16 protein-coding genes and 1 pseudogene are annotated in these 25083 nt (G+C 42.2%); 6 read left to right on the forward strand and 11 right to left on the reverse strand.

Annotation, left to right across the window (positions count from 1 at the left end; genetic code table 11):
• Window positions 1–219: 219 nt before the first annotated feature.
• The 3 genes from EO132_RS01565 to EO132_RS01575 all read left to right on the forward strand — a co-directional run bounded on the left by EO132_RS01565 (window position 220) and on the right by EO132_RS01575 (window position 3941).
• On the forward strand, window positions 220–1230 hold the full coding sequence (locus EO132_RS01565; RefSeq protein ID WP_127136279.1) for a hypothetical protein: 1011 nt from the start codon (window positions 220–222) through the stop codon (window positions 1228–1230).
• Window positions 1231–1298: 68 nt separating this feature from the next.
• Window positions 1299–3263 carry a tetratricopeptide repeat-containing sensor histidine kinase gene (locus EO132_RS01570; protein ID WP_127136280.1) on the forward strand — a complete coding sequence of 655 codons (1965 nt, stop codon included), beginning with the start codon at window positions 1299–1301 and terminating at the stop codon, window positions 3261–3263.
• Window positions 3264–3284: 21 nt separating this feature from the next.
• Complete coding sequence (locus EO132_RS01575; RefSeq protein WP_127136281.1) at window positions 3285–3941, forward strand: response regulator; 657 nt, start codon at window positions 3285–3287, stop codon at window positions 3939–3941.
• A 243-nt stretch (window positions 3942–4184) separates the two neighbouring features.
• On the opposite strand, the gene EO132_RS01580 is transcribed toward EO132_RS01575, so the two are convergent.
• From EO132_RS01580 to EO132_RS01615, 8 genes are all read right to left on the reverse strand, one after another.
• A complete protein-coding gene (locus tag EO132_RS01580; protein ID WP_127136282.1) occupies window positions 4185–5243 on the reverse strand; it encodes a succinylglutamate desuccinylase/aspartoacylase family protein in 1059 nt (352 codons plus the stop codon).
• A gap of 172 nt (window positions 5244–5415) precedes the next feature.
• Window positions 5416–5892, reverse strand: coding sequence for a DUF4625 domain-containing protein (locus tag EO132_RS01585; protein WP_127136283.1), 477 nt, complete (start codon window positions 5890–5892; stop codon window positions 5416–5418).
• Between the two features lie 51 nt (window positions 5893–5943).
• Window positions 5944–6729, reverse strand: coding sequence for a DUF4625 domain-containing protein (locus EO132_RS01590; protein WP_127136284.1), 786 nt, complete (start codon window positions 6727–6729; stop codon window positions 5944–5946).
• Between the two features lie 39 nt (window positions 6730–6768).
• Window positions 6769–9141 carry a TonB-dependent receptor gene (locus EO132_RS01595; RefSeq protein ID WP_235856352.1) on the reverse strand — a complete coding sequence of 791 codons (2373 nt, stop codon included), beginning with the start codon at window positions 9139–9141 and terminating at the stop codon, window positions 6769–6771.
• Window positions 9142–9356: 215 nt separating this feature from the next.
• Window positions 9357–9665, reverse strand: a complete 309-nt coding sequence (locus EO132_RS01600; RefSeq protein ID WP_127136285.1) for a hypothetical protein — start codon at window positions 9663–9665, stop codon at window positions 9357–9359.
• 432 nt (window positions 9666–10097) lie between these two features.
• Window positions 10098–11192, reverse strand: a complete 1095-nt coding sequence (locus EO132_RS01605; RefSeq protein WP_235856353.1) for a hypothetical protein — start codon at window positions 11190–11192, stop codon at window positions 10098–10100.
• Window positions 11193–11227: 35 nt separating this feature from the next.
• Complete coding sequence (locus tag EO132_RS01610; RefSeq protein WP_127136286.1) at window positions 11228–11971, reverse strand: LytR/AlgR family response regulator transcription factor; 744 nt, start codon at window positions 11969–11971, stop codon at window positions 11228–11230.
• On the reverse strand, window positions 11965–13218 hold the full coding sequence (locus tag EO132_RS01615) for a sensor histidine kinase (protein ID WP_205780293.1): 1254 nt from the start codon (window positions 13216–13218) through the stop codon (window positions 11965–11967). Before EO132_RS01615 ends, EO132_RS01610 begins: the two co-directional genes overlap by 7 nt.
• Before the next feature lie 44 nt (window positions 13219–13262).
• Here EO132_RS01615 and EO132_RS01620 point away from each other — a divergent pair, with 44 nt between their 5' ends.
• Window positions 13263–15731, forward strand: a complete 2469-nt coding sequence (locus EO132_RS01620; RefSeq protein WP_127136287.1) for a TonB-dependent receptor — start codon at window positions 13263–13265, stop codon at window positions 15729–15731.
• A gap of 169 nt (window positions 15732–15900) precedes the next feature.
• Here EO132_RS01620 and EO132_RS01625 read toward each other — a convergent pair whose 3' ends face one another.
• On the reverse strand, window positions 15901–18237 hold the full coding sequence (locus tag EO132_RS01625; RefSeq protein WP_127136288.1) for a TonB-dependent receptor: 2337 nt from the start codon (window positions 18235–18237) through the stop codon (window positions 15901–15903).
• 605 nt (window positions 18238–18842) lie between these two features.
• Here EO132_RS01625 and EO132_RS01630 point away from each other — a divergent pair.
• Window positions 18843–19505, forward strand: coding sequence for a response regulator transcription factor (locus EO132_RS01630; RefSeq protein WP_127136289.1), 663 nt, complete (start codon window positions 18843–18845; stop codon window positions 19503–19505).
• Here the strand turns inward: EO132_RS01630 and EO132_RS01635 are convergent.
• Both EO132_RS01635 and EO132_RS19720 read right to left on the reverse strand, forming a co-directional pair.
• Window positions 19489–21915, reverse strand: a complete 2427-nt coding sequence (locus tag EO132_RS01635; RefSeq protein ID WP_235856354.1) for a sensor histidine kinase — start codon at window positions 21913–21915, stop codon at window positions 19489–19491. The two genes, EO132_RS01630 and EO132_RS01635, sit on opposite strands and share 17 nt — an antisense overlap.
• 429 nt (window positions 21916–22344) lie before the next feature.
• Window positions 22345–22593 (reverse strand): annotated as a pseudogene (locus EO132_RS19720) (hypothetical protein); the annotation flags it as partial.
• A gap of 189 nt (window positions 22594–22782) precedes the next feature.
• Between EO132_RS19720 and EO132_RS01640 the strand changes: the two are divergent.
• Window positions 22783–25083: beta strand repeat-containing protein (locus EO132_RS01640; protein ID WP_164732256.1), on the forward strand; the 2301-nt coding region annotated here is incomplete at its 3' end.

Raw genomic sequence — 25083 nt, forward strand, 5'->3', positions numbered from 1 at the left:
ACTCTTTGTTCAACTGGCCATTGCTCCAAATTCCCTTTTGTATAATTTTGTGATTCTTGTTGTAGTTGATGGCCAAACTATGCTCGTTTTAAATAAAGAGCAGAAATTGGCTATCGTCTATGCCAACAATTCTATTCCATTCCTTCATTTTACGACAATTGCCCTATTGAAACCAAGATATTGGGAGACTAGGTTTGTTCAAAACTTTAAACCAATAGTATGAAACGTGTCAATTTATCTGTATTTCCTTTTTTATTGATTCTAATGTGTGTCTTGCCACAGGTCAATGCGCAAAATGTCAAGGATTTTAAAATCAAAATGTTGGGGCCTGCTAATTTGAATTTCAGAAAGAGTCCTAAGAGAATTGTTATTTCCGATTTTCAAGTCAATTTCCAAACAGCTCTTCAATTAGAGGACAAGAAAAAAGGTGGAAAACTTTGGAGAGGTGGAATAAAAGGCGATGCCAAGGCATCTTTGACCTTGGTATTGGATGGGCTCAATATGGACGAGCTGCAGCAACTAACCGATAAGCTCTTTGAGCAATATAAGGCAGACCTTGTTTCCAAAGGATTTGAGATAGCTCCCATTGAAGAGTTATGGAACCATAGCACCTATCAAAAAAACCGTGAAAAACGATGGGATTTAAGGTCAGGTCAAGGTGGGGAAAAAGGGGATGAGTTCGGGGCCATTGTGATGCGTCCTACCGGTCAAAAATTTATTGTGAACAAGCAATCCATGGAAAATAAGAAGACCGGTCCCTTGAAAATAGCCAATTATGAAGAGCAAGTCGAAATGAAAGTATCCAATCAAAAAACTGATTTTATATTCAATAAGGTGGTGTTAAACGTACTGGCTTTCGATAATGCATTGAGCGAAACTACACGAGCCTTGAACAGACATGCCGGATATGCACAGGTAAAGGCAGAGACCGATTTCAAGATTGATTCAAAAAGTTACAATAAGTTCAATATCGGACAAATGATCGCCAAAAGTGGCGTAGAGGTCGAAGGTGTTCTTGAAAAGCAAAAATTCGATGCTTCCCAAGGAGCAGATGTGGACAGGAGAGGAATGGATGCTGGGGTGTTCCACGTCTGGCGTGTGGAGGACAAGGAAGACATAAATGTCTCGGTCGTAAAATGTGACCCCGAAACATATAAGAAAGGAGCAGAACTGGCCATTACATCCTTTTTGGATGCCACTATCGAAAAGTTGGTGGACAAAGCGAATTAAATTTTCTGGAAAAACTTAAATTATATAATCAATTGGATTAGTTTTAAGCACCAACCATTTTTTCTCTAATGACCATTTTTCAGAAGACCCTGATCCCCATTTTTCTTTTCGGCCTAATGTCTTTACATACTGTTGAGGCGCAGGATATTCAACAAGCCATCAATGCGTTGAAAGATACCTTGGAAGTCAAGGAAGGTAAGGATAGGATTCTTGTCTTGAAAGATATCGGGATGAAGTTTCGCTCCATAGATTATGATAGTGCGTGGTACTATACCAAGTTGGCGTATTCTGAGGCGGAGAAGCTACAGAATGAATATCTTAAGGCAAGGATGAAGGTGTCTTATGGGATTTTGGCAAATGGAAAAGGTAATATGGCCCAAGCTTTAAAATATTATAACGAGGCATTGCCTGCCATACAAAGCTCCCAGGATCATTTTGCCATTGGAGCACTTTATACCAATATTTCCAATGCCTATGAGAAAACAGGGGAGGTGGATAAGTCCGTTGCCTATCAATTGGATGCATTGGAAGAGTTCGAAGCCTCAAAAGACTCCATTTGGATTGCGGGAAGCTTTAATAACCTGGGAAGTAGGTACCAAGCCATAAATGAATGGGAACTTTCCAAGGAATATTTTTATAAAGCACTGGCAATTTATGAGCGTTTGGGGCATGGTTACTATGAGGCTTTAACATACAATAACCTGGCCAGTGTTTATTTGCATTTCGAGGATTATGCGAAGGTAATTGAATATGCGGAAAAGTCATATCAGGGGTTTAATTCGCTAGGTGTTCAATTCGAATCCGCCTCACCACTATATAATTTAGGACATGGTTATAGAGGTCTAAGGGAATTTGACAAAGCGAGGGAATATTTCGAGCAAGCTTTGGAAATCCAAATGGAAAAAGGTGATTGGTATGTAATAGTTCACTTAAAAAATGATATAGCAGAAACACTAAATCAACAGGGTAGGTTTACGGATGCTGAAAGTATTGCAACTGAAGCTCTAAATGAATCATTACAACATGGACTGGCATTAGCCGAGGTAGATATTCTAAAAACACTATCCTCAATAAGTGAAAACATGGGCAACTATAAGATGGCCCACAATTACCTTGAAAAGCATGGGGTCTTGCTCGATAGTTTACAAGGTTTGGAAAGAGCCAAGGAAGTTCTCAACTTAAAGGAAAAGTACGAGTCTGAACAAAAGGAAAACGAAATCCTTCGCCAACAGAACGCACTGGTCGAAGGTGAGCTAGCCCTGAAAAATAGGAACAGTATGCTTATGGGCAGTGGGGCTCTTTTGGCCATACTGCTTATTGTCGGTTTTGTGATTTTTCGTGAGCAAAAGGTTAAGGCGAGGAACTTTGCAAGGGAAACCGCTTTGGAGAAGGCTATGGCCGAGGCCCGGGCACAAGAAAACCTAAAGGAACAACGTTTACGGATTGCCCGTGACCTGCACGATAATATAGGTTCGCAGCTCACATACCTTACCTCCATAACCGATTCCGCCAAAAGGGGCATAGATAAGGGAGAGGTGTTCTTAATGGAAAAGCTTACCCAAATGAAGCAGTTTTCACTTGTCACCATTTCCGAGCTTCGGGATACCATCTGGGCCATGAACAAGGATGAAATCAGTTTGGAAGACATCAAAGAGCGCACGCAGCAATTGGCGGCTACCATTCATGAAGCTACGGACGATGAAATGAGAGTTAAAGTCGAAGGGAATCCGACCGCTAAAGTGCTCAATGCATTTGTGGGAATGAATCTTTTCAGGATCATTCAAGAATCCATTAATAATGCCGTGAAACATTCAGGCAGCGAACTGATAGAGGTCAGGTTTGAAGCCGAAGATGCGGTGCAGATTGCAATCGAAGACTTTGGTCTGGGCTTTAATACGTCAAAGGAGTCAACAGGGAACGGACTATATATTATGAGAAACCGGGCCGAAAAAGCGGGTATCGATTTTAATCAAGAAAGTGTAATCGGTAAAGGTACAAAGGTAACATTGCGGGTAAGTGCAATAAGTCTTTAACACAAAAAAAATTAGAAGACCATGAGCAAGATCAAACTGGCCATAGTGGACGACAATACCTTCTTGGCTCGGGCCATCAAAGAGAAATTGGTCGATTTTGAGGATTTGGAAATCATGTACTTGGCCTACAATGGAAGTGAACTGCTGGCCCAGTTGGAAAAAAGGCATAACTTGGATATGGTCCTTATGGATATTGAAATGCCCGTTTTGGACGGCATCGAAACAGTTCGTATCGTAAAACAGAAATATCCCCATATTAAGGTGCTCATGCTTACTGTTTTTGATAATGATGAGAATATTTTCAATGCGATCCAGGCCGGTGCCGATGGGTATTTGCTCAAGGAAATTGAAGGACAAAAGTTGTACAATGCCATTACCGAGACCGTTGGTGGCGGTGCCGCCATGAGCCCTTCAATCGCTGTAAAGACCCTCAAATTATTACGGTACCCAGAGAAACAGGAATCACTATCCGTGCAGGAAGAGGATATTTCGCTAAGTTCCCGTGAAAAGGAGGTATTGGAACAGCTGGCGGAAGGGCTAAGCTATACCGTAATCGCCAAAAATCTCTTTCTATCACCCAGTACTGTCAGGAAGCATATCGAGAATATTTATAAGAAGCTACAGGTCCATAACAAGTTGGAGGCCGTGCAAAAAGCAAGAAGACAAAGTTTAATATAGTACTTCAAAAAGTGTAATTTATATTGCCTAAAGTATATTTGAAATGATGAAAGACAAATCAATCGCAAAAGTTCACATCCAGTCTGTTTTTGTTTCTATTCATCGTTCTACACAATCTATAGAAGAATTTCTCTCTTAAAGCAATTTTGATTGCGATTTAAACGGGTAATGGTGGAATGTTATCAGTACAAATATTGAATCAAGGAAATTCCAAAAAGAAGAGTAATCTATATTCGCACACCATTATTCTAAGGGTATTCCAATGCACATTAGGGTTTCTCCTTGGTTTACGGGCGGGGTACCGATTTTATATAAAATAGCACCTGTTTCAGGGGTTCGGATTTTTTTAAGCACTTCACCGTATTCGTTGGTTATATGCCCAATAACTTGTCCTTTGTAAACCGTATCTCCTGCTCTCAATTCACTATAAAGTATCCCGGTCACAGGGACCTTTATGTAAGCCTGATTGTTGTATTTCACTAGCTTTTTGGGTAGGTCAATTTCGCTAGGGTACATCTCCAATTGCTTAAGAACCTGATAAATGCCATTTTTGTTCAGTCTAACAGCCTCTTCTTGTACATTTCCCAATGCACCTGCTTCAAAACTAATACCAATTTTACCATCTTGCACCGCTTGTTTGAAGGCATATTTGGCTGGTTCGTTATCTTTTATGTTGTACGGATAGGAAACAATATTAGGGAACCCACTTGACTCAGATAAAAGTTTTGCATTTGCAGTAGCTTTTGATTTGGCCTCGTTATTATAATAGCAAACAAAGGGAATCAAATCCTCACTGGCATCCCCTCCATGGATGTCCAAGAAAACATCGGAAATTGGAATAATGTTCTGCGTAATGTAATGTGCAATCCGTTCGGTAACAGTGCCGTCCAATTTGCCAGGGAACGCATTATTGAGATTGACCTCATCCTGTGGGTTTTTAAAAGGAGACCTACCATAAAAAGAAGCTTTGTTGGCAATAGGGATCACAATCAAATTGCCCTTTAGTTTTTCAGGTTCTATTTCTTTGAGGAATTCCTGAACGGCTATAATGGGAGGATATTCATAACCGTGCACACCGGCCAATATGGTTAAGGTATTCCCTACTTCTTTTCCCTTTATGACGACAATGGGCAGGTTTGTGGAATTGTCTAAGCTATCTTTGAATTCAACATTGTTCTTTGAAATTGTTGCCGCTGGTAACTGTGATATTTCATAAGAAATAGTGTTCTGGGCATTCATGCTAAAGACAAGACAAAAAGTCATCCAACTGAGGTAATGGTGTAAATATTCCTTCTTTCTCATTTATTGACAATTATATTATGAAACCTTACTTATTACGGAACTTTAGGCAAATGAAAGGGTTGGTAGGCCAATGAGTTTTTCAAAAGAAAGGGAACAGAACGTATCCTGCCCCCAATCTACAATGAAACTCTGTAAATATTTTTGGGATGATTCTCAATCCCGTGAAAAAATGCTATTGTATTTTGATATCCACTGAGGTTCTGCTTTGCCATCCGGTCTCATCCGTTACCGAAAAGGAACAATGGTAGTCCCCAGGGTCAACATCATCTGGGATGTTTATCGAAAGATTGATCTCATATGTTGTGGAACCATCTGGGATGTCAAAATTTTCTATATAAATCATCGGATTTACAGCTTCCTTGGTCGCTTCCAATTCACATTCTGCACCTTGATCATCATGGGTGTGATGGTCAAAATTGTGATGAATGTTCACGCTATATGCCGCCAGCTCCAAATTATCGGTAACCTGTGCCCTAAACGTATAGCTCTCGCCTCTTTCCAAGATTTCGCAAGCCTGTGGAAAGCCACCGGAATAATTAATGTTGATCGTAGGCCGTTCTTCATCAACACTTGGGTCGTCGCTACTGGAGCAACTTGTCAATAATAGTAAGGAGAAGGCAATAAAAATATACTCAAATTTTTGTTTCATTGTGTTTTTTTTAAAACCATGGAGCCCTTACGAGCCCCACGGTAGTTAATTTTAAATTGTAGGTACGGTAACATCAATATGATCTTCGAACTCATAGATGTTTCCATCTTCATCTTCGATGGTAAAGGTAATATGGTACTCACCTGCCGGTGCTGTGGCCGGAACATCGATATGCTCGTGAAATTCTGCTTCGGTCAACTCGTGGAAATCTTCGGAAAAGTCACCTTCAAAGTCCCATTCTACTTCCCCTTCACCTATCTCAAGATCGTGAGCGTGTACATCCACTAATACTTCATGGATACTATTTACTGCTCCAATCATAAATTCAATATGGAAATCGCTTCCTCTCTCAACGGTTTCATCCATTTCAAAACCACTGACGGTAATTGGGTCAAGAATTTCTACGTGACCTTCCACTTCGGTGCTATTGCCAAGTTCGTCGGTTACCGTTAATGTTACATGATACTCCCCTGATGGAATATTGGAAGGGATATCAACGTGCTCATGGAATGTGGGATTGATCACCAAATAACTTGCATCGGAGTATGTTTGTTCAAAATCCCATTCCACTTCACCTTCTCCCACTTCAAGGTCGTGTCCATGTATGCTCAGTTCAATAGTGCTTACCGTTCCTTCGGCAGTGATTTCCGCCTCTAGATGGATATCTGAACCTTTATAAGCTACTTGTTCAGTGGAATGTGAGCTTCCTTCCCCATATTCAAAGTTTGTAATTACTGGTGCTTCTACAGCAGAACCACCATCGTCATCACTACTACATGAATGCAATACAAGTGCTCCCATGGTAATGATTGCTAAAGATTTAAACTTGGTTTTCATTTTGTTTCTGTTTTTTGTGTTAAACTTCATTTGGATTAATTAAAATGGTACGGTCATCGAAATGGATAGGTTCCTGCCAGGTTCCGGAACATCGATGAGCCTATAAAAACTGGTATGATCGTAGTATTCGGTATTGAATACGTTGTTTATTTTGATGCGTAATTGTGTTGGTTTCCCTTTGCCAAAGAGTTGAACTGTTGTATTGGCCGATAGGTTAAGTGATTGGTAACCTTCGGTTACCTCCTCGGGAGGTACAATGTCGTTTTGAGCAGCCGTAATCCTAAAATCAGCGGTTAGCTGAGGTAATTGTAAAAAGGCTATGTTCTTGAACTGATAACTTGCTGAGAGCAAACCTGAAAGAGGAGGAGAGAACGGAATGGTGAAATCTTTCTTGGGTCCGCTCGTTTGACGTGAATACACATATTCCGCAGCTGCGTCCAATCGTAGTTCTGGGGTTAGGTTTATTCCAGCACGGGCTTCTCCTCCAAAGCGGAATACCTTACTTTGGGTGTATTCATAGATTTGAAGCGTTTCGTAATAGTTGGATGTGGGATTTAAATAGATGAAGTTCTCGAAGAAGTTCACGAAAGGACTTATCCCTATATTGAATTTTGTTGTAGTATGATCGATATCTACATCCAATTGATAGGATTGTTCTGGGTTCAGGTCAATATTTCCCCTTTCATATCGGTACATGTGATAGTTCACACCATCTGAAGCCAGTTCGTTCGCAAGGGGCATTCTAAAACTTTTACCTAAATTGATTTTATAGGTTGTGTTTTGTTGGATGTAGCTTAATCCAATAGAGCCACTGAAATTGCTAAATTCCAAGCTTTCGTTTCGCGCACGTTGCAAATAAACTCGAGAAGTAGAACCGTCCGGATTGTTCACTGGGGTTTGGAACCAGTCAAAATGGGATTTGGTTTCCAAAAGTCCTACATCATAGCGTAGTCCTCCTTGTAGATGAAAATTTCCATTGATCTTATAATGGTCGTAGACAAAAATTCCGGCGGAATACCTATCATATGCAGGAATCAGAAATCCCCATCCGCCAATATTGTTATTCTGTAATTCGGTATTGATTCCAAAGACCAAATCATGTTTTTCATTTGGATTAAAACTGTCCTTTAGGTTGAGGGAATAGGTGTTTTTAGTAAAAATCCTTTCCCTACTATTTGGAGGTGTCGGCATGTATCCATGCGGAACAGGTTCGGAATTCTCATCACGCTGATTGTTTTGATAACCCAAATCCAACTCCAAAGTGTGTTGATTTAAGTAGTAGGAAGTATTATTGGTGATTTTAAAGTGGTTTACACCATGATAAGGGAGGTCCACGTCTCTACTTGAACTGTCGTAGTCAATATTCGATGAGCGAACCTCTAGTCCATGGGCGTTGGCAAAAAATCCATTTTTGGCATTTACGTTACTGAAAAAGGTTTCGGACTTAATATTATCCGATACAAAACCTAAACTGAAACTGGCATTGATTTCTTCCCCAGCCGTATTTCTAAGATTGTTCTCATGGAGCTCAAAAATGTAGTTCTCATAATTTATCCGGTCAGTTGGGACTTTATAATCGGCGTAGTCCCTATACGTTACACGACCTCTATAAAACCAATGCTGTTTTCTACCCTGTACTCCGGTTGATATTCCTATGAGGTCATTGTTGGTCTCACCAAGTAGGTTCACTTCCCCACTGAATGAATTTGGCAAAGGAATTTTTGAGGGTTGAATATCCACGACCCCGGCAATGGCATCCGATCCATAAACGAGAGAAGCAGGCCCCTTAATTATTTGGATACTTTCTATTCCATACTGATCAATTTCAAGACCGTGATCGTTGCCCCATTGCTGTGCTTCGTGCTTAATGCCATTTTGAACCACACTCACCCTATTGAATCCAAGACCGCGAATAACGGGTTTGGATTGACCCGAACCAATAGTAATGGTACTTACGCCTGGAATTTTTTTCAGGGTCTGCATTAAACTGTTTTCACGGTTCTTGTTCAGGAAATCTTCGTCCACCCCTACGGAAATGGTGGAGAGTTCTTGGGTCTTTCTTTTTTCTGTTTTTCCAAGCAACTCCACCCCGTCCAAACTGGTTATGGATTCTGTAAGTTTTATAATTAGACCTTCAATGTCACGATCAACAACCTCAATCGTGAAATGTTCATGGGCATACCCTATATGGGTTATTTCAAAACGGTATTTTCCAGCAGGAACATTTTTAATCTGGAACTCGCCATTCTCCGTAGAAATAGCATACAGATCTTTTCCAATTATGTTTACTCCAGCGACAGGTGCCGACGTATTGGCATCCACTACGAAACCTGATATAGTATGGTTTTGTTGTGCGCCTGCCGAAGCGCATAGACTGATGAACAGCCATGCGGATAGCATATATTTAATCATTTTAGGGAATACTTTGCGATTCTCAAATCACTTCCAAGGAGGAAGCTGCGAAACCGTGTCCCGTAACAATGATTTCAAAAAGTATGATTTGAACTACAATAAATTTTGAAAAGTGCTTTACGGTCCACGTAAGTACTTTGATGAATTGCAGATACAAATTGTTTTACCCCCAATATTGGAGATAAGCTACTTCTTAGAAAAAATTGAATGGGTTTTTAGATAGCGGGTGGTGGCCGCGAGAAGAGCTGGCTTGTTGCCAAGGTGCCAGAAACCTGAAAAAAGTAATCGGATTCAATTTCCTTTTGAAATGCGATTTCAATCGGCTCGGAAACAGATTCGTTGGTGTCGGATAAAATACCGGGAGCATGACTGTCAGAGGCAATATTGTGGCAAATGGCACAATGGTCTATATATCCTTCAGAATCGTCGTGATGAGAAATCACATGTAGGCCAACAAGCTTTGTTGCCAAAAATAGGGCAAGTAAAGCGTAGGTAAGGCTATTAAACAGACGACTTTGTTTCATGCTTTTACAAAGCTATTAAAAAAACAGTATTAACTGGGAACAATATTTTTAAAACTTGGAATATTACATATCCAAAAAAAATAAACCGTCGAAATTCCCAAAAGGGAATTTAAAAGGTGATTTGCTGTTAATCTAAAATCGATGGTTTTTCGACTGTTTGTTTATCTTTGAAATGACGAAAGTCAAATAATTTTTGATTCCAATTGAATTCCTTTGATTTGGGCTTTAGGAGTTCGCAATGAAAATGCTGTAAGATTTCAATTGATCATCGGTTGGGCACATAAAATTTGTGTTCAAAGGCTTTCTTTGATTTTCCGTGTTCTTCATGGGAATACCATCAAGGTCCCAAGTTTGAGATATTGATATTTGACATATGGGGTTTTATCGATGGTCCAGTTGCCATTGCCCCTAAAGAGGTTAGAGGGGAATCGGTCATCGATCGCCGAGACAGGTAACAAGATCCTCATTGAAATATGGAGCTTGGTGGCCCCAGAATATATAACTTACCCTGAGAAATTCCTTTGCGAAGGCATGGAGTTGGGGAACCAGGTTGTCCCTTCCAGGCCGTCCATGGTCCTCCTCCTCATGGTAATCCCTGTCCGCTCCCGTTTTTCCGATGTAGTTGCCATCCTGTACAGCAATGCTCAACGGGACGGTAAAATCGCCATCGTGCATAGGACCAAGGGCATGGTTCAACTGTGCCTGTCTTTCGAACATGAGATCGGGAGCTCCGAGCCCTACGCCAATTTGTTCCCCGTATCCATAAATGGACCTTAAATAATCCCTGTCCTCCCATGGTAGCCATTCCCCGGGCATAAAATTGGCGTATTGAAGGGTTGTTGATTGGGGGAATCCCATTTTGAGGGCCAACATATTTGCTTTGATACCCCTAACATACGCCTCAGGAGTAAAGGAAGGATCAATTGTTTGGTCAATGGCCAAGGCGGTTTCCTGAAGGTTTATTCCCTCCACTTTTCCGTCGAAGGCCTTCCCAAGTTCCATGATTAACAGGGCAAAGCGTTCCTGGACCTTTGGGTTCCATCGCTTGGCGGCCCAACCATCCGGTTTTCCCGAATCAGTGGTCTGTACTATCGCCCCGCCGTCATACACATCGGTTGCCAAATACTCTGGGATACCCTTGAAACCGTGGTCAAAGGTAATATCCTGTAATTGTATGAACAACATTTTCCCGTGGCTTTTGAGGTAGTTGTAATCCTCTGCAATGGCCGAGAAATCATAGGACTCCTTTTCAGGTTCCAGTATGGACCAAGGGTACATGATCTGTGCTCCACTGAACCGTTCCTGTTCTATGAAAAGGGGGTCTTTGATTCCCTCACGATCCCTGGCGAAATAGACGAAATGTTTGATGCTGTCATCCGCTACCGGACAGTCCGCATCGAGATATTCTTTGTGGACCCCGAGGTATTTGTTCGCTTTGTTGTCGACCTGGCCAGAGAGTGTGAATGACAGTGAGCAATAAAAAAACAAGGCCAGTTGGTTTTGGAATGACATGTTTCTTCTGTGCATGGGATAATTGTTTTTATAGTCGGAACCAAATCATGTTATTGGGTTCCCCTTTTGATCACCCTGTCCTTAAGGACCATTTCATGGACAAGTTTCCTATAATTTCTGCTTATGGGTATTTTCTCTCCGTTGACCAATATGAGTTCATGGTTTTCCAAGGTCTGGATCTTTGATAAGGGAACGATATAGGACTTATGGGTGCGCATGAATTCAGTGGGATCCAAGTTCTCCTCAATGGCCCTTAAGGGCATCAAGGACATGTGTTTATGGGTCGGGGTCTTGATCTGCACATAGTTTTCCATGGCCTTTACAAATAGGATATCGGAAGTGACTATCCTCTGGTATCTTCCCTCACACTTAACAAAGAAATAGGGCTCCTCCTTTGGATGGTCTGATGTGGCTACGTGACCTTTTTTCAATTTATGGTAATCGGTGGCCTTACTAATCGCTTTAAAAAATCGATTGAACGTAATGGGCTTGAGCAGGTAGTCCATTACATCAAAATTAAAGCCTTCCAGGGCGTAGTTGGGGTAGGCCGTGGTAATGATGACCATGGGAAGGTCCGACCGGAGCTTCAAGAAATCCAATCCTGTCAAAAAGGGCATTTGAATATCAAGGAAGATCAAATCCACCGAATGCTCGCTCAACCGTTGATTCAATTCCAGTGCACTTTCCGCTGTACAAAGCAACTCCAGATGGTCCAATACTTGGACGTACTCTTGCAGCACTTCCCTTGCAAGCGGCTCATCGTCAACGATTATGCATCTTATTTTTTCTACCATTCCAATTTCAATATTACGGAAAACCTATCGCTTTCATCCATGATCCGTAAGGAATGCGATCCCGGATAGAGCAAGTTGAGCCTGCGCCCGACGTTTTTTAGCCCAAGACCACTGGATTTAGGTTGCTCTTTTGAGGCTTGATCGTCCCAACTCTTACTGTTTTCAATATGCAGTTGTAGGGATCTGTTGGTCGTCTCCAAGGTCATACGGATAAAGTTGTGCCGCTCCTTTCCCTTGGAAACATGTTTGAACGCATTTTCTATAAAGGGGATAAGGATAAAAGGGGCAATGGATTGTTTGCAGGTGGTATGGTCCTGAATGTCAAACTGCATTTCGGTGTGCCCCTGATCCAAACGCAATTTTTCCAAATCGATGAAATTTTCAATGAAATCCAGCTCCTTGTCCAATGCTGTTTTCTCATCATTGCATTCGTAGATCTGATAGCGGAGCAAATCTGAAAAGTTGACCAGCGATTCCGAAGCCAGATCCGGGTTTTTATGGATCAGTGCAAAAATGGAGTTGATGGTGTTGAACAAAAAATGTGGATTGATCTGTGATTTGAGGTATTTGAGTTCGGTCTCCAGGTTTTCTTTTTCCAAACGGAGTCTTCGTTTCTCGGTCTGTAACCAGTTTTTCCCCAATTTGATGCTCATGGCCAAGGTCATACTGGCCACCGTGGAGGGAAGGGCCCAAACAAAATAGATTTGGGAGACCTGATGGGGGTATACCCCAAATAGTTCGAACAATGTCCTCCCCGAAGTCAAGGTGGCAAAGAAATAACCGCTGGTAATAAAAGCGTTGCAAATCAAAATGGTGCCAAGGACGGCCAATATATAAACGAAATAACGCCCAACATGGAGCAGCTTCGGAATAAGGTAATACAGATTGAAATAGACCGCGATAAGCTGAAAGACCACATAAAAATAGAATTTGGGAGAGGTATCGCTGAAACGCAAATAGTCATATACCTCGGAAAGACCGCCAATGTTGATGGTAAGCCAAACCAGGTGGTAGCACAACCAAAAAGGGATATGGTAGAGCTTATATTTCAGTATGAAATCCTTGAAACGGGCGTAATCCATTGAAAAATATTCAATAACAACACAAGTTATTGTTTTTATGGATTCCCCTGGATCAAATTGACGATCGGCCGTAACCAATTGATAAGGTGTGTCCTTTGCTACGGGAAAGGATTTTTTGTCCCTGGTCAATCTTTTGGGCCCCGATGTCAATATCTTTTTGATCAACTGGAAAAACAAGGTTCATTTGGTCCAAAAGAAACAATCTCCAAATGAAAAAAAACAAAATCAAGTTATGTCTGATCCTGGTTCTGGCAATGGGAACGACACCCTGTATCGGACAGATCCGGGGAAAAGTGGTGGACATTGACCAAGCACCGGTACCTTTCGCCAATGTAGTATTGTACCGATCCAAGGATACCACTTTGGTAAGGGGTACGATAACCGATGATGATGGTAATTTCGCTTTGAACCCGATGGCTGATGGTTATTTTTTGGTACGGATAAGCAATCTGGGTTATGCTGACCTATATGAGGGGCCTTTTGTGATGGATTCCCGATCTGAAACTTTTGATTTAGGACTGTTGGTTCTTGAAGAGGCCTTTAGCGAATTGGATGAGATTGTCCTGGCCGCCAAGAAAAGTATCATTCAACGGACCCCAGAAGGGCAGGTGGTCAATGTTCAGAGCAGCGTCATGACAAAAGGAAGCAATGTCCTGCAGGTTTTGGAACGGTTGCCCGGGGTTATTTTGGACCGGCGCAACAATCAATTTTCACTGAACGGACAAAGTGGTGTAACGGTCATGTTCAATGGAAGGCGCATGCCGATGTCCATGGAGGATGTCATGTCCCTTTTGCAAAGTACTTTGGCCGATAACATCGAAAAGGTGGAGTTGATTACCTCGCCCACCGCCAAATATGATGCGGACGGCGGGGCGGGCATCATCAATATTGTCTTCAAAAACACCGTGGAGACAGGCGACCAACTCAATTTCAGTGGAAGTTTAGGGTATGGCCATCGTGAAAAGGCCAGTACTTCATTGAGCTATGCACACGGAAGGGAGAACTTTCGCTTGAATCTAGGATATTCGGTGTTCCATGATCACGGTAAGAATGGGTTTGAGGGTTCCGGTTCCAGTAATATGCCCATCCTTGGAGGACCGAATCATACGGCGTTTTCCACCTATTTTGACTATAACAATACTTCCCACAACATACATTTGGGGACGGGCTTTCAATTGGGTCCCAAAATGGAGATGGGGGGAGAGCTTAGCCTCTCCTTGGCAAAAAATCAGTCCACATCCGATGTGAACAATCTCAGGACCATTGAAGGACAGGATTTTTTCAGGTCGCATTTGGTAACTGTGGGGACGACCCAAAAAAACAATCTCATCTCATCACTTTACCTGACGAGAACGTTTTCCGAAAACGCGGACATCAATTTGGATGTCGGATACCTTACCTATGGAGATGATGGCCCGGCCATTACCAGAAGCGCTTATTTTGACGCCAAAGGCGAACCCGTGAAGCCTGAAAATGGGATTTTTACCGATGGCAATCGTGGCACCAGTCAATCCACCATCAAATTGGGTGTGGCCCAAGTGGATTATGAACTAAGGGTGGAAGGGGTCCTGGATATGGAATTGGGACTGAAGGGAAGTTATTCCACCAATGTCAACGACAGTAAGATAGAGACCGCTCATGATGGTGTTTGGGAGGTGGACCCACGTTCCCAAAGTCGCATTGAAAGTGAGGAAAAATTATGGGCGGCCTATGGGCAGTTTCATCTTTCGTTGGGGGAAGGGTCCAAAATCAATGCTGGTTTACGTTATGAGGATTGGAAACGCATACTGAACACGGCCGGGGAGGACTTTGTCATACGGCAATTCTTCCCCTCATTTTCGTATCAGTATGCCCTGACCGAAAATCAAAATGTGAATGTCAACTACCATCGACGTATCAGCAGACCGGTCTACTCTGATTTGGTCACCAGTCTATACTACAACGACCCCACCGCCATTTTTACCGGAAACCCATTGTTAAAGCCCAGCATTACCCATACATTTCAATTGGAATATGTTAAGAATGGGCTCAGTTTCGGGTTGTCCTATCAAAAGGAAACGAATCCCATTATCCGGTATCAACTGACCTCGACCCCGCAAAACGATATCTTGGTGGTTTCGCCCCAAAATGCGGATTATCAAAAGGGGCTGAACCTTTTCATGAACCTTCCCGTGCAATGGGCCCCATGGGCCAAGCTCAACCTTTCCAGCACCTCGGCCCTTCGGGACTATCATATTTCGTACAATCCGGAACCAAGGGGAAAGACCTATTTCTACCAAAGTCTGAATTTTACGCAGACCTTTCGACTTCCCTGGCAAATGGACATGGAATTTTCGGGCTGGCATAACTTTGACCATTACAACGGTACCAACTTCACAAAAGGTTTTGGGATGGTCAATTTTGGCCTGTCCAAACAGTTCAAAAGGAATTGGGGCACTTTGCAATTCAGTATAACGGACCTTTTCAAGTCCTTGGATATTGATACGCACATCAGTGGGATGGCCCCAATTGTCTTTGACACTGATACGCGTTCCAGATACCGTGATGAATCGGCTTTCACACGGATTTTCAGGATTACCTATACCCGAAGTTTTGGTGGCAAGGGCAACAGGCCCTCACGAAATTTGGAAAGGGAGGAATTCCATAGGGTGGAAGGGACGGCTGCTGGGAACCGCTAAAATGTATTGTTGGATTTTATATGGAAGATCGGCAATGGGTATTCCATGATACCCTATTCTTCCTGAGGCGGAAGACATGTCCTTATATCTGGCATAAAAAGAAACCGGGCTGTCTTTGAAAACCAAAGGCCCATGTACTGGACATGGGCCTTGTCAAACCTTGAAGGTATCAAAATCGATAGGAGACCGTGAGCCTGCCATTGATTCCAGGTTCGGACTGCCAGTACAGATAAGATCCGTAATTGGCTCCGGAATATAGATATTCGTCCAAGAGGTTGTTGATGTTGAGCTGTACCCTGAAATGATCGTTTTTCCATGAAAGGGCCCCATCCATTCTAAAATAATCGGGTAGATCTGACTGATTGTCGGCGGCCCACGCCCAAGTGGATCTGTCCACTTGGTATTGGTAGCCCAAGGAAATACCAAAACCGTCCAGTGATGAAGTTTGTGGGAAGTTGTAGTTCAACCATCCATTGGTTACATGTTTGGCGTGACCGGCCACACGGGTTCCCACAAGGTCAGGATCGGGGTCTTCGGTCACTTCAACTTTAGTGTTGGCATAGTTCAGGACCACATTGAGTTCAGGGGTAATTTCCCCTTGAAGGTCAAATTCGATTCCTTTGGATCGGACTTCGCCCAGATACATGGAGAAGTTTGGGTTGGATGGATCAGTGGTCAATATATTCTCTTTTGTGATTTGGAAGACCCCCAAAGAGGTTCTCAGGCGTTCTTTGAAAAAACTCTTTTTGATACCACCTTCGATATCATTGGCATCCACAGGGTCGTTCAAAGGTTCCTGAGCAACGCTCATGCCAGCTTGTGGTAAGAAAGATTGGTCGTAGAGACCGTAAACCGTCAAGTCTGGCAAAATATCAACGCTCAGTCCGACACGGGGCGTAAATACATCATCGTTTTCCGTTTTTCCCTGAGTGTACAGATTGGTGTAGCGTCCAGCCAAGGTCAAACGAATCCTATCCCCTAAAAAACCGATTTCATCTTGAAGATAGTAACCTCTTACCGTGTTTGCACTGTATGGGGCACCACCGTTTCGGTATTGTACATTCACAGATCGGTCAAACTCGGGAAAGGCAAGGCCGTATTGCGGATCGTAGATGTTGAACGGGGCTGCCGTATCCACGGGAAGGGTGACCGAGAAATCGGCCCAATAGGACTTTTCACTAAAATCAAAACCTCCCAATATTTTATGGGATATGGATCCCGTATCAAAGGCACCATTGACATATAGCTGTGCGAATTTACCAACGGATAGTGCATCCCATTGTGAAATTGTTCGGACCACATCTCCTGTATCACCATCCAGTCCTGCTATCCAAGCTGAATTTCCGATCTGGTCATATCGCAAGTATGCCAATTGGCCTTCCACGCTCCAATTATCTGAAAATTCATGTGTGGCGTTCAAAAAGAATGTGACTTCTTGGATATCCGTTTTGGGATAATTGGTGTCGACAAAATTGAAGTCACGGGGCAAACTGCCATAGCCATCATCGACAGGGGCGAAAATATATGCCGATCCTAGGTAGGATTCGGCATCCTGCAGATTCATTTCAGCTGTTATGGATGTCCTTTCGCTGAACTTATAGGTAAGGGCAGGAGCAATACCGAACCTATCGGTCCGTTCGTTCCCCCTGTGGCTGTCCGTGGTCTGGTACATGGCGTTGAAGCGATAGAGCAACTTTCCATTTTCGGAGGCTTTGCCTCCCACATCAACGGTGCCGCGATAAAAATCAAAGCTCCCTGCGGAGAAGGATGCATTTGCAACAAACTCTTCAGTGGGTTTTTTGGTGACCACATTGTAAAAACCACCTGGCTCTCCCGCCGACATCATAAATCCGGCAGGGCCCTTTACAAACTCAATACGCTCCACCGTATTCATATCTTCGGCCAGAGGCCCCCAACTATCCTGGACGTTCACTCCGTTCCTGAAAGCGGGTAAACGGAAACCACGCATGTTGATTCGGGCAAATTGCCCCCAATGCTCAAGCATGGTAACACCACTTATGTTACGGGTAAGACCGTCCATTATGGTGGTAACTTGTTGGTCCTTGAGCAATTCATTGCCAATGACCTGTACATTCTGTGGTAGTTTGACCAATTCTGTTTTTAGCCTCAGGGATGTTGAAGGCTTCCTTTCGAGATATTTGTTGTGTTTCCCCTCGACGATCACCTCGCCCAGTTGCTCTTGCTTTGGAACAAGTAATACCGTGGGAACCGTGGAGGTCTGATTGGAACGCACAATGACGGATTCCCGGATGGTGGTGTATCCCACCATGGAGTAGGAGAGGGTATATGTACCCGGGGCAAGGTTGGAAATCCGATAGTTTCCGCCTTGATCCGTTGTCGCGCCCAAACTGGTGTTGGACAGTGCTATATTGACATCGGATAGGGGATTTTCGTTAGGGTCGGTTACCTTGCCCTTGAGGTTGCCTGTTTGTGCCTGGGCCATCAATGAAACGGTCAGGCAAAAGATAAGTAGTATGTTCTTCATTTTATTTGTATTTAGTCTAAATAAGATTTGTGTGCAAATGTAAAAGCTGCAAGGAGATGAACCAAATAAAATTTAGACCAATTAAAAATAAGATGTTTTTTAAATGGGCCCTATATCCTTTCGTGGATATGAAGTTGGAATCCTATTACTGTTTTGAACGACAGGAACGTGCCGGTATCTTGGTTCGGATCGCTCTTGGGTCTATGTGGTCGAGCCATGAGGCTACCATCCAATTTTCATGATGCTTCAGGGCTTTTTTAATTCTAGGATAGGTTCTTTTACCTATTTACATGGCAAAATGCAATATGGTGTTCTGGCCCTGAAAAATTGAGTGATGGTTTTCGATTTGTAGTTTTGTGCAATGATAAATGAAATGGACTCTGTTGCTCTGGGGTCTGGAGTTTCAAACTATGAACCTGGCAACCAATAAATTTTTCATTTGTCAAGAATATGCCCCCCCAAAATATGATTCCGTAAAATCAAGATCTTTCCAATTACATAGTAGCTATGTTTTATATCTTTGAAGAACTTTGTGGATTAGGTATTTTCAATGACCCTATTTCGTGAAAGGTAACAATGTATGATTAAGTTTTAAGATTGCCCCCTTGTTTAATTCGAAGATAAAACTTTTAATTGTTGATGATCATTTTGTAGTTAGGCATGGTACTAGTTTGGTCTTGAATCAAGCCTACAGAAGAGCAACCATTGATCAAGTCGAGAATATCAGCGATGCCATCAGTAAAATCAAAGAAGTATCATACGATATAATCCTCTTGGATATTTCTTTTCCCAAGGGTAATGTTCAACAGTTCTTGGATCAAGTAAAGATTCATCGCCCTAATGTTAAAATACTCATGTTTTCTGGTTTGGATGAGGAAGTTTATGCGCTTCCATACCTTGAACATGGGGTTGATGGTTACTTACACAAGTTAAGTTCAGAGGATGAAATTGTGCAAGCTGTGAACTCTGTTTTAAAAGGGGGCAAGTACCTTAGTGAGTCTGTAAAAGGAAAGATTGTAAATATGGCTTTGGGCCAAGCCGTGAATAATCCTCTAGACCGACTATCGAGTAGAGAACTGGAAGTAACAAGGTGTTTGGCGCAGGGAATGGGCAATCAGGAAATCTGCAATAAATTGAATCTCCAAAAGTCAACGGTCAGTACATACAAAAACAGAATATTTGAAAAATTACATATCAAGAATATCGTTGAATTGATATCCATATTGAATGTGATTCAGGATGTGGATGGGTTCAAAGACCAGTTTTAAAAAGCATACTGATTTTGGTTCCTTTTCTTAGTTGGCTTTCAATAATAATATCTCCTTCGAGCATCAATAACAATTCCATTACTATGGTCATACCAAACCCTTTTTGCTTGTCTCTATGGTCATTGGTCCCATTGGTTATGGACTTTTTTTGAGCATTAAGTTGAATTAGGGTCTCAGTGGTCATCCCTGATCCGGTATCTTGGACATTTAGGATAAATCTTTCTCCATCCTGTTTGTGCCAAAAAAATATTTCCCCATCATAAGTATGCTTGATTGAATTGTCCAGAAGGTTATGGATTATAATGGAAAAAAGTTGTTGGTTATAAGGCAAGGTAAGACCATTCGGAATTCGATTCGAAACCTTTATTTTCCTCGAATTGGATATATGTCCAAAAAAATTGATTTTTTCCTGTATTAAATCTGATAATGTGAAACCGGAATTGTCTAATTTTTCATTGTCTAGAGAGATGAAACTATAGTCAAGTACGTTTTCTATGAAATGGTACAGTTGATAGGAGGAGGTAAACATTGCTTTTGTGGATTCACGCAATTCCTCGGGGCTTCGATGTTCAAAACTCTCAAAAGAAAGCTTACTGGTAAGCGCCATAAATCTCAATGGGGTTTTTACATCATGTGTAATCGCAGTGACCAATTTTTTTTGTTGTGACACTTGATTTCTCAACTTTTCCTTAGCCTCTCTCAGGATAATGACGGTTTGCTGTAGTTGCAACGTATGTTCATGAATCTTCTTTTCTAGCTGAATATTTTTTTTTGTGATATAGCGAGTTCTTAAACCAATGATCAAATAGATTAAGAATAATAATAGAACTATAGATAGGACCTTAAAGAGGGTGGATTGCCAAAACGTAGGGGTTACGTAGATGTTAAGACTTGTATAGCGATAATCCGAATTGAAACCAGCTAGTTTTCTTGCCTTGATAGAATGTTTTCCAGGAGCTAGATTTGTATAGGATTGGGTTCGAGAAGTACCAATGGGTTCCCAGATTCCATCATCCATTTGAACTTCTATTTGATTGTTGTAGGGGTTTCCATAAAAGGGACTTGTAATTTGAAAAGTAATACGATCTGTTTTTTGTAAGGTCAAGGTATCACCTACAAATCGGTGTCTACCATCTACAACAACTTCATCAATATAAATGTCGTTATCCGGGATTATCGGGTTAATGTCGTAACTGTTGAAAGTCACTAATCCCTCCAAAGAGGGAAAGATAATATCATGGTTCAATAGTTTAACACCACAGGGGCAGCCACTGCCATTGAACTCATTGTTGGAAAAACCGGCACTTTTATCATAATAGTGGTAGTAGATACGCTCACTCTTTTTGTTTATGTAATTGGTAAGGTCCTTTTTCAATACTTGGAAAATTCCTTTGTTGGTGGTAATCCAGAAATACCCTTTATCATCTTCAACGATACAATGGGCTGTGGATAGATGTTTTTTTAAATCCAAAGGGACCGACCGGATTTTGGAATCCTTGTATAGGAAGAAACCATGACTGTACGTGGTTATCCAAAATTCATTTCCTGATTTGTATATGCTCCTTATTTGCCTTTCCTCCATTCCTTCGACCTCGACTAGGTTGAGGGTATTGCTATTATAGGTAAACAGGCCGTCATGTGTTCCTACAAGTAAAATGGAATCATTGAATTTCTCCAAAGCAGATATAGCGCTTGAAGTATTGGAAAGGAGTTTAGGTGCCACATCTACAGGATTATTGGGATTCAGTGAGAACAATGCACCTTTTCTGTTGTAATTTCGCTCAGGTCCGGTCCCGATGAAAAACTGATTGCCTGTAATAAGGGCAGCACGAACTTTTTCACTGAATACTATGGAATCATGGGAAGTGTAAGCTGTACTTGCATAAAATTTATTTAAAGTTCTCCCTTTGGATACCCAAAAATTACCGTCAGTATCCACTTGTGCAATATTGCGGGTCGAATTTTCAAAAATGGCATTATTGTGCCCCAAGAATTTACGATTTTGGATTTTGATTCCTGTTGAAGTTAGAATCGTGCTATCGTTCAATTTGTTGAGGCTGTATTCAACAAAGTTTTTATCCCGGGTCGATGTGGGAATGTTTTCGAAATATTGCTTTTTAATGATGCACAATCCCTTGGTAATGCTGCCTAAGTAAAGGATGTCATTTTTTTGGTCAAAATAGATGGAGTAGATCTGTTTCGTATCAAAATCAAAATTTTCCAAGATGAGTTTTGTCGAAGCTTTTTTTCCTTTGAAAGAGAGTAGAAATAATTGCTTATCGGTATAAAGGAAAACCTGACCGGTAATTTGATTGTTAAATGCCTTTGCATATGATTTTATCCCTAAATCCAAATCAATTGGAAGAAACACACCGTTTTCCAAAATTTTCATTTCTCCCTCCTTGTTCATATTATACAACTTATCCCTGTGCACAAAGAATTGGATTGAGTCAGAAATTTTTTTTGGAAGAGTTGAGGTTATGTTGCCATCACGGTTATATTTTCTAATGGAATCATTGCCTATCAAATAAAAGGATTCATCACTGAGAACATAACGTAGAAAATTGTCTTTTTTTACGTATAAAGACTGGGGAGGGGCGTTCCAATAATTTTTTAATTTATAAAATAGGGGTTGAAAATTCCGGGATTGATCATTGATTATTGTTGCTCTTCGATTATGGATTAAGATTACATCCCCTCTATTGTTTACTGAAAAAAGACTGTCTTTTTCCATAGCCCCTTCAAAGAATTTCATCCTGTTGGACTTTAACCCCTCGATATTGACGTCGTTAAACAACTTGAAATTTTGCCCATCATATCGGACCAGACCGTTCTCAGTTGATAGCCAGATGAAATTGTACTTATCGGGGAAAATGTCTTTAATACTGTTCTGAGGTAGTCCTTCGCTATCGGAAAACCATTCGGTACTGTACGAAAGTTGACCAAAAATGGAATTTGAAATCAATAAAAGGGGTAGTACTATGATTATCCTTGATAGTAAGACTTTGGTTGAGGGCACTTTTAAGAATTCGAGATTGATAATCAAATCTAAAGTATCATAAATTTTTCTATAGCTGGAAGTTCTCATGTAGAATTAATTCTACATGAGAATGGTATTATGTCTACAAAAATTTTGTTACAGGCATGATTACTTCGCATGGGGATTTTTTTTGAAAAAATGTCCCGACCCAATTTGGATTACCATTAACATAATAGAGTAGGATTATTTATGAAAAGAGGATTACTATTTCTATCAGTACTATTTCTTTTAACCTGCGTGACATATGGTCAAGTAGGTGTTGGGACACAAACTCCGAACGAATCTGCACAATTGGATGTTGTGGCAGGAGACAAAGGTGTTTTGATACCGCGTGTGCAGTTGACAGGAAAAAATGATTCAACAACAATTTCCAATGGGAATATTGAAAGCCTTCTTGTATTCAATACTGCAACAACATCAGATTTGGCGCCAGGGTATTATTATTGGCACAACAATACTTGGAACAGGATAAGTATTGAAGGTGAGGGAGGTTCTGGTAATATTGAAACTGGATCGGGTTCGCCCAATGACGGTAGCGATGATCCGATTGCTCCCACAGATGGACAAATTTATATTGATACAGGAACGGGAGATACCTATGTATATGATGAAAGTACGGATTCATGGGGGATTGTTGCGAGCAATGTGGTTAGTCCGGATATAAATAACCTTATAGTGGAAGATGCCAATGGGTTAGCTTATTTGTCAGTAGAAGCAATCATCGCGGCAGGAGTGGACACCAACACGACCAACAGCACCTTTTCGATAGTGGGCACCGACCTTGTTATCGAGGACAGTGAGGGCAATACGGTGAGCGCTCCATTGGCGGACATAGCTGCGGGTGTGGATACGGATAACCAAACGGTAACGGACTTCAGCATCGTCGGCACGGATTTGAGCATTACCCTTGAGAGCGGCAACACGGCAGTGGTCCCATTGGCCGACATCGCAGCGGGGGTCGATACCAATACAACGAACAGTAGCTTTTCGATAGTTGGCACGGACCTTGTAATCGAGGACAGCGAGGGCAACACGGTGAGCGCCCCATTGGCTGATATCGCTGCGGGTGTGGACACCAATACGACCAACAGTACTTTTTCGATAGTTGGCACCGACCTTGTGATCGAGGACAGTGATGGAAATACGGTAAGCGCCCCATTGGCGGACATAGCCGCAGGAGTGGACACTGACAACCAAACGTTAACGGACTTCAGCATCGTCGGCACGGATTTGAGCATTGCACTTGAGAGAGGCAACACGGCGGTGGTCCCCTTGGCTGACATCGCAGCGGGGGTCGACACCAATACGACCAACAGTACCTTTTCGATAGTGGGCACCGACCTTGTTATGGAGGACAGCGATAACAACACGGTAAGCGTTCCATTGGCGGACATCGCTGGGGGTGTGGACACTGACAACCAAACGGTAACGGACTTCAGCATCGTCGGCACGGATTTGAGCATTACCCTTGAGAGCGGCAACACGGCAGTGGTCCCTTTGGCGGACATCGCTGCGGGAGTCGATACGGATGACCAAGATCTAAGTCTAAGCGGTGTCAATTTGAACATCACGGATGGTACAGGTGTTGACCTTACCCAAAGAATAACGCTTCCGATGTTAGCTGCTACGACCAACCCGAATACTGGAATCTTTTGGGATGGTACACAGTGGCTGTATGAAAGAAGAGTGAAATCCGTCAATAATAATGCTCCGGATTCGGATGGAAATATTGCAATACCAATAGGCAATGTATACACTGGCCCGACCACTACCACTTCAGATATAGACGTAAATGAAATAGGGGGCACACCCAATGAGGGGGATATTTACATAGTCAACAGCTCTGCCGCCGACCCAACCCAAGTGGGGCGGACCTATATATATGATAACGATACTACAAGTTGGGTGGAAATCGACCCCTTCAACGCAGCCCTGTATGATCCAAGATATGTAAATATTTCCGGAGATACCATGACAGGGAATTTAGATATGGGATCTAATCTGATTACTAGTCTGGGAATACCTATCAATGCCAACGATGCTGCAAATAAGTCATATGTTGATGGTTTTGCTGTCGTTGATTTGATTACTGGGAATAAAGTGGCGACGATTACAGAACCAGACGGTACGATACACGAGATTAATGAAACGCTGACCACTTTTGCATTAAATGCTGATGGCCATACATTAGAATACAAAGATGAAGGTGGCACTATTCATACTGTAGATTTAGAAGTAGCAGATGTTGACAACCAAACTGTGACTGACTTCAGCATCGTCGGCACGGATTTGAGCATTACCCTTGAGAGCGGCAACACGGCAGTGGTCCCATTGGCCGACATCGCAGCGGGGGTCGATACCAATACGACCAACAGTACCTTTTCGATTGTTGGCACCGACCTAGTGATCGAGGACAGCGAGGGCAATACGGTGAGCGCCCCATTGGCTGACATAGCAGCGGGAGTTGATACCAATACGACCAACAGCACCTTTTCGATAGTGGGCACCGACCTGGTAATCGAGGACAGCGAGGGCAAT

Source organism: Flagellimonas oceanensis (genome assembly GCF_003992595.1).
Lineage (GTDB): Bacteria > Bacteroidota > Bacteroidia > Flavobacteriales > Flavobacteriaceae > Flagellimonas > Flagellimonas oceanensis.

Coding starts and splice junctions, on each gene's coding strand:
- EO132_RS01635 (WP_235856354.1), bottom strand. CDS start 21,915: ATGAACAAGGAGGGAGAAATGAAAATTTTGGAAAACGGTGTGTTTCTT.
- EO132_RS01610 (WP_127136286.1), bottom strand. CDS start 11,971: ATGGTAGAAAAAATAAGATGCATAATCGTTGACGATGAGCCGCTTGCA.
- EO132_RS01595 (WP_235856352.1), bottom strand. CDS start 9,141: ATGATTAAATATATGCTATCCGCATGGCTGTTCATCAGTCTATGCGCT.
- EO132_RS01625 (WP_127136288.1), bottom strand. CDS start 18,237: ATGAAGAACATACTACTTATCTTTTGCCTGACCGTTTCATTGATGGCC.
- EO132_RS01600 (WP_127136285.1), bottom strand. CDS start 9,665: ATGAAACAAAGTCGTCTGTTTAATAGCCTTACCTACGCTTTACTTGCC.
- EO132_RS01605 (WP_235856353.1), bottom strand. CDS start 11,192: ATGCACAGAAGAAACATGTCATTCCAAAACCAACTGGCCTTGTTTTTT.
- EO132_RS01590 (WP_127136284.1), bottom strand. CDS start 6,729: ATGAAAACCAAGTTTAAATCTTTAGCAATCATTACCATGGGAGCACTT.
- EO132_RS01580 (WP_127136282.1), bottom strand. CDS start 5,243: ATGAGAAAGAAGGAATATTTACACCATTACCTCAGTTGGATGACTTTT.
- EO132_RS01570 (WP_127136280.1), top strand. CDS start 1,299: ATGACCATTTTTCAGAAGACCCTGATCCCCATTTTTCTTTTCGGCCTA.
- EO132_RS01620 (WP_127136287.1), top strand. CDS start 13,263: ATGAAAAAAAACAAAATCAAGTTATGTCTGATCCTGGTTCTGGCAATG.
- EO132_RS01585 (WP_127136283.1), bottom strand. CDS start 5,892: ATGAAACAAAAATTTGAGTATATTTTTATTGCCTTCTCCTTACTATTA.
- EO132_RS01565 (WP_127136279.1), top strand. CDS start 220: ATGAAACGTGTCAATTTATCTGTATTTCCTTTTTTATTGATTCTAATG.
- EO132_RS01575 (WP_127136281.1), top strand. CDS start 3,285: ATGAGCAAGATCAAACTGGCCATAGTGGACGACAATACCTTCTTGGCT.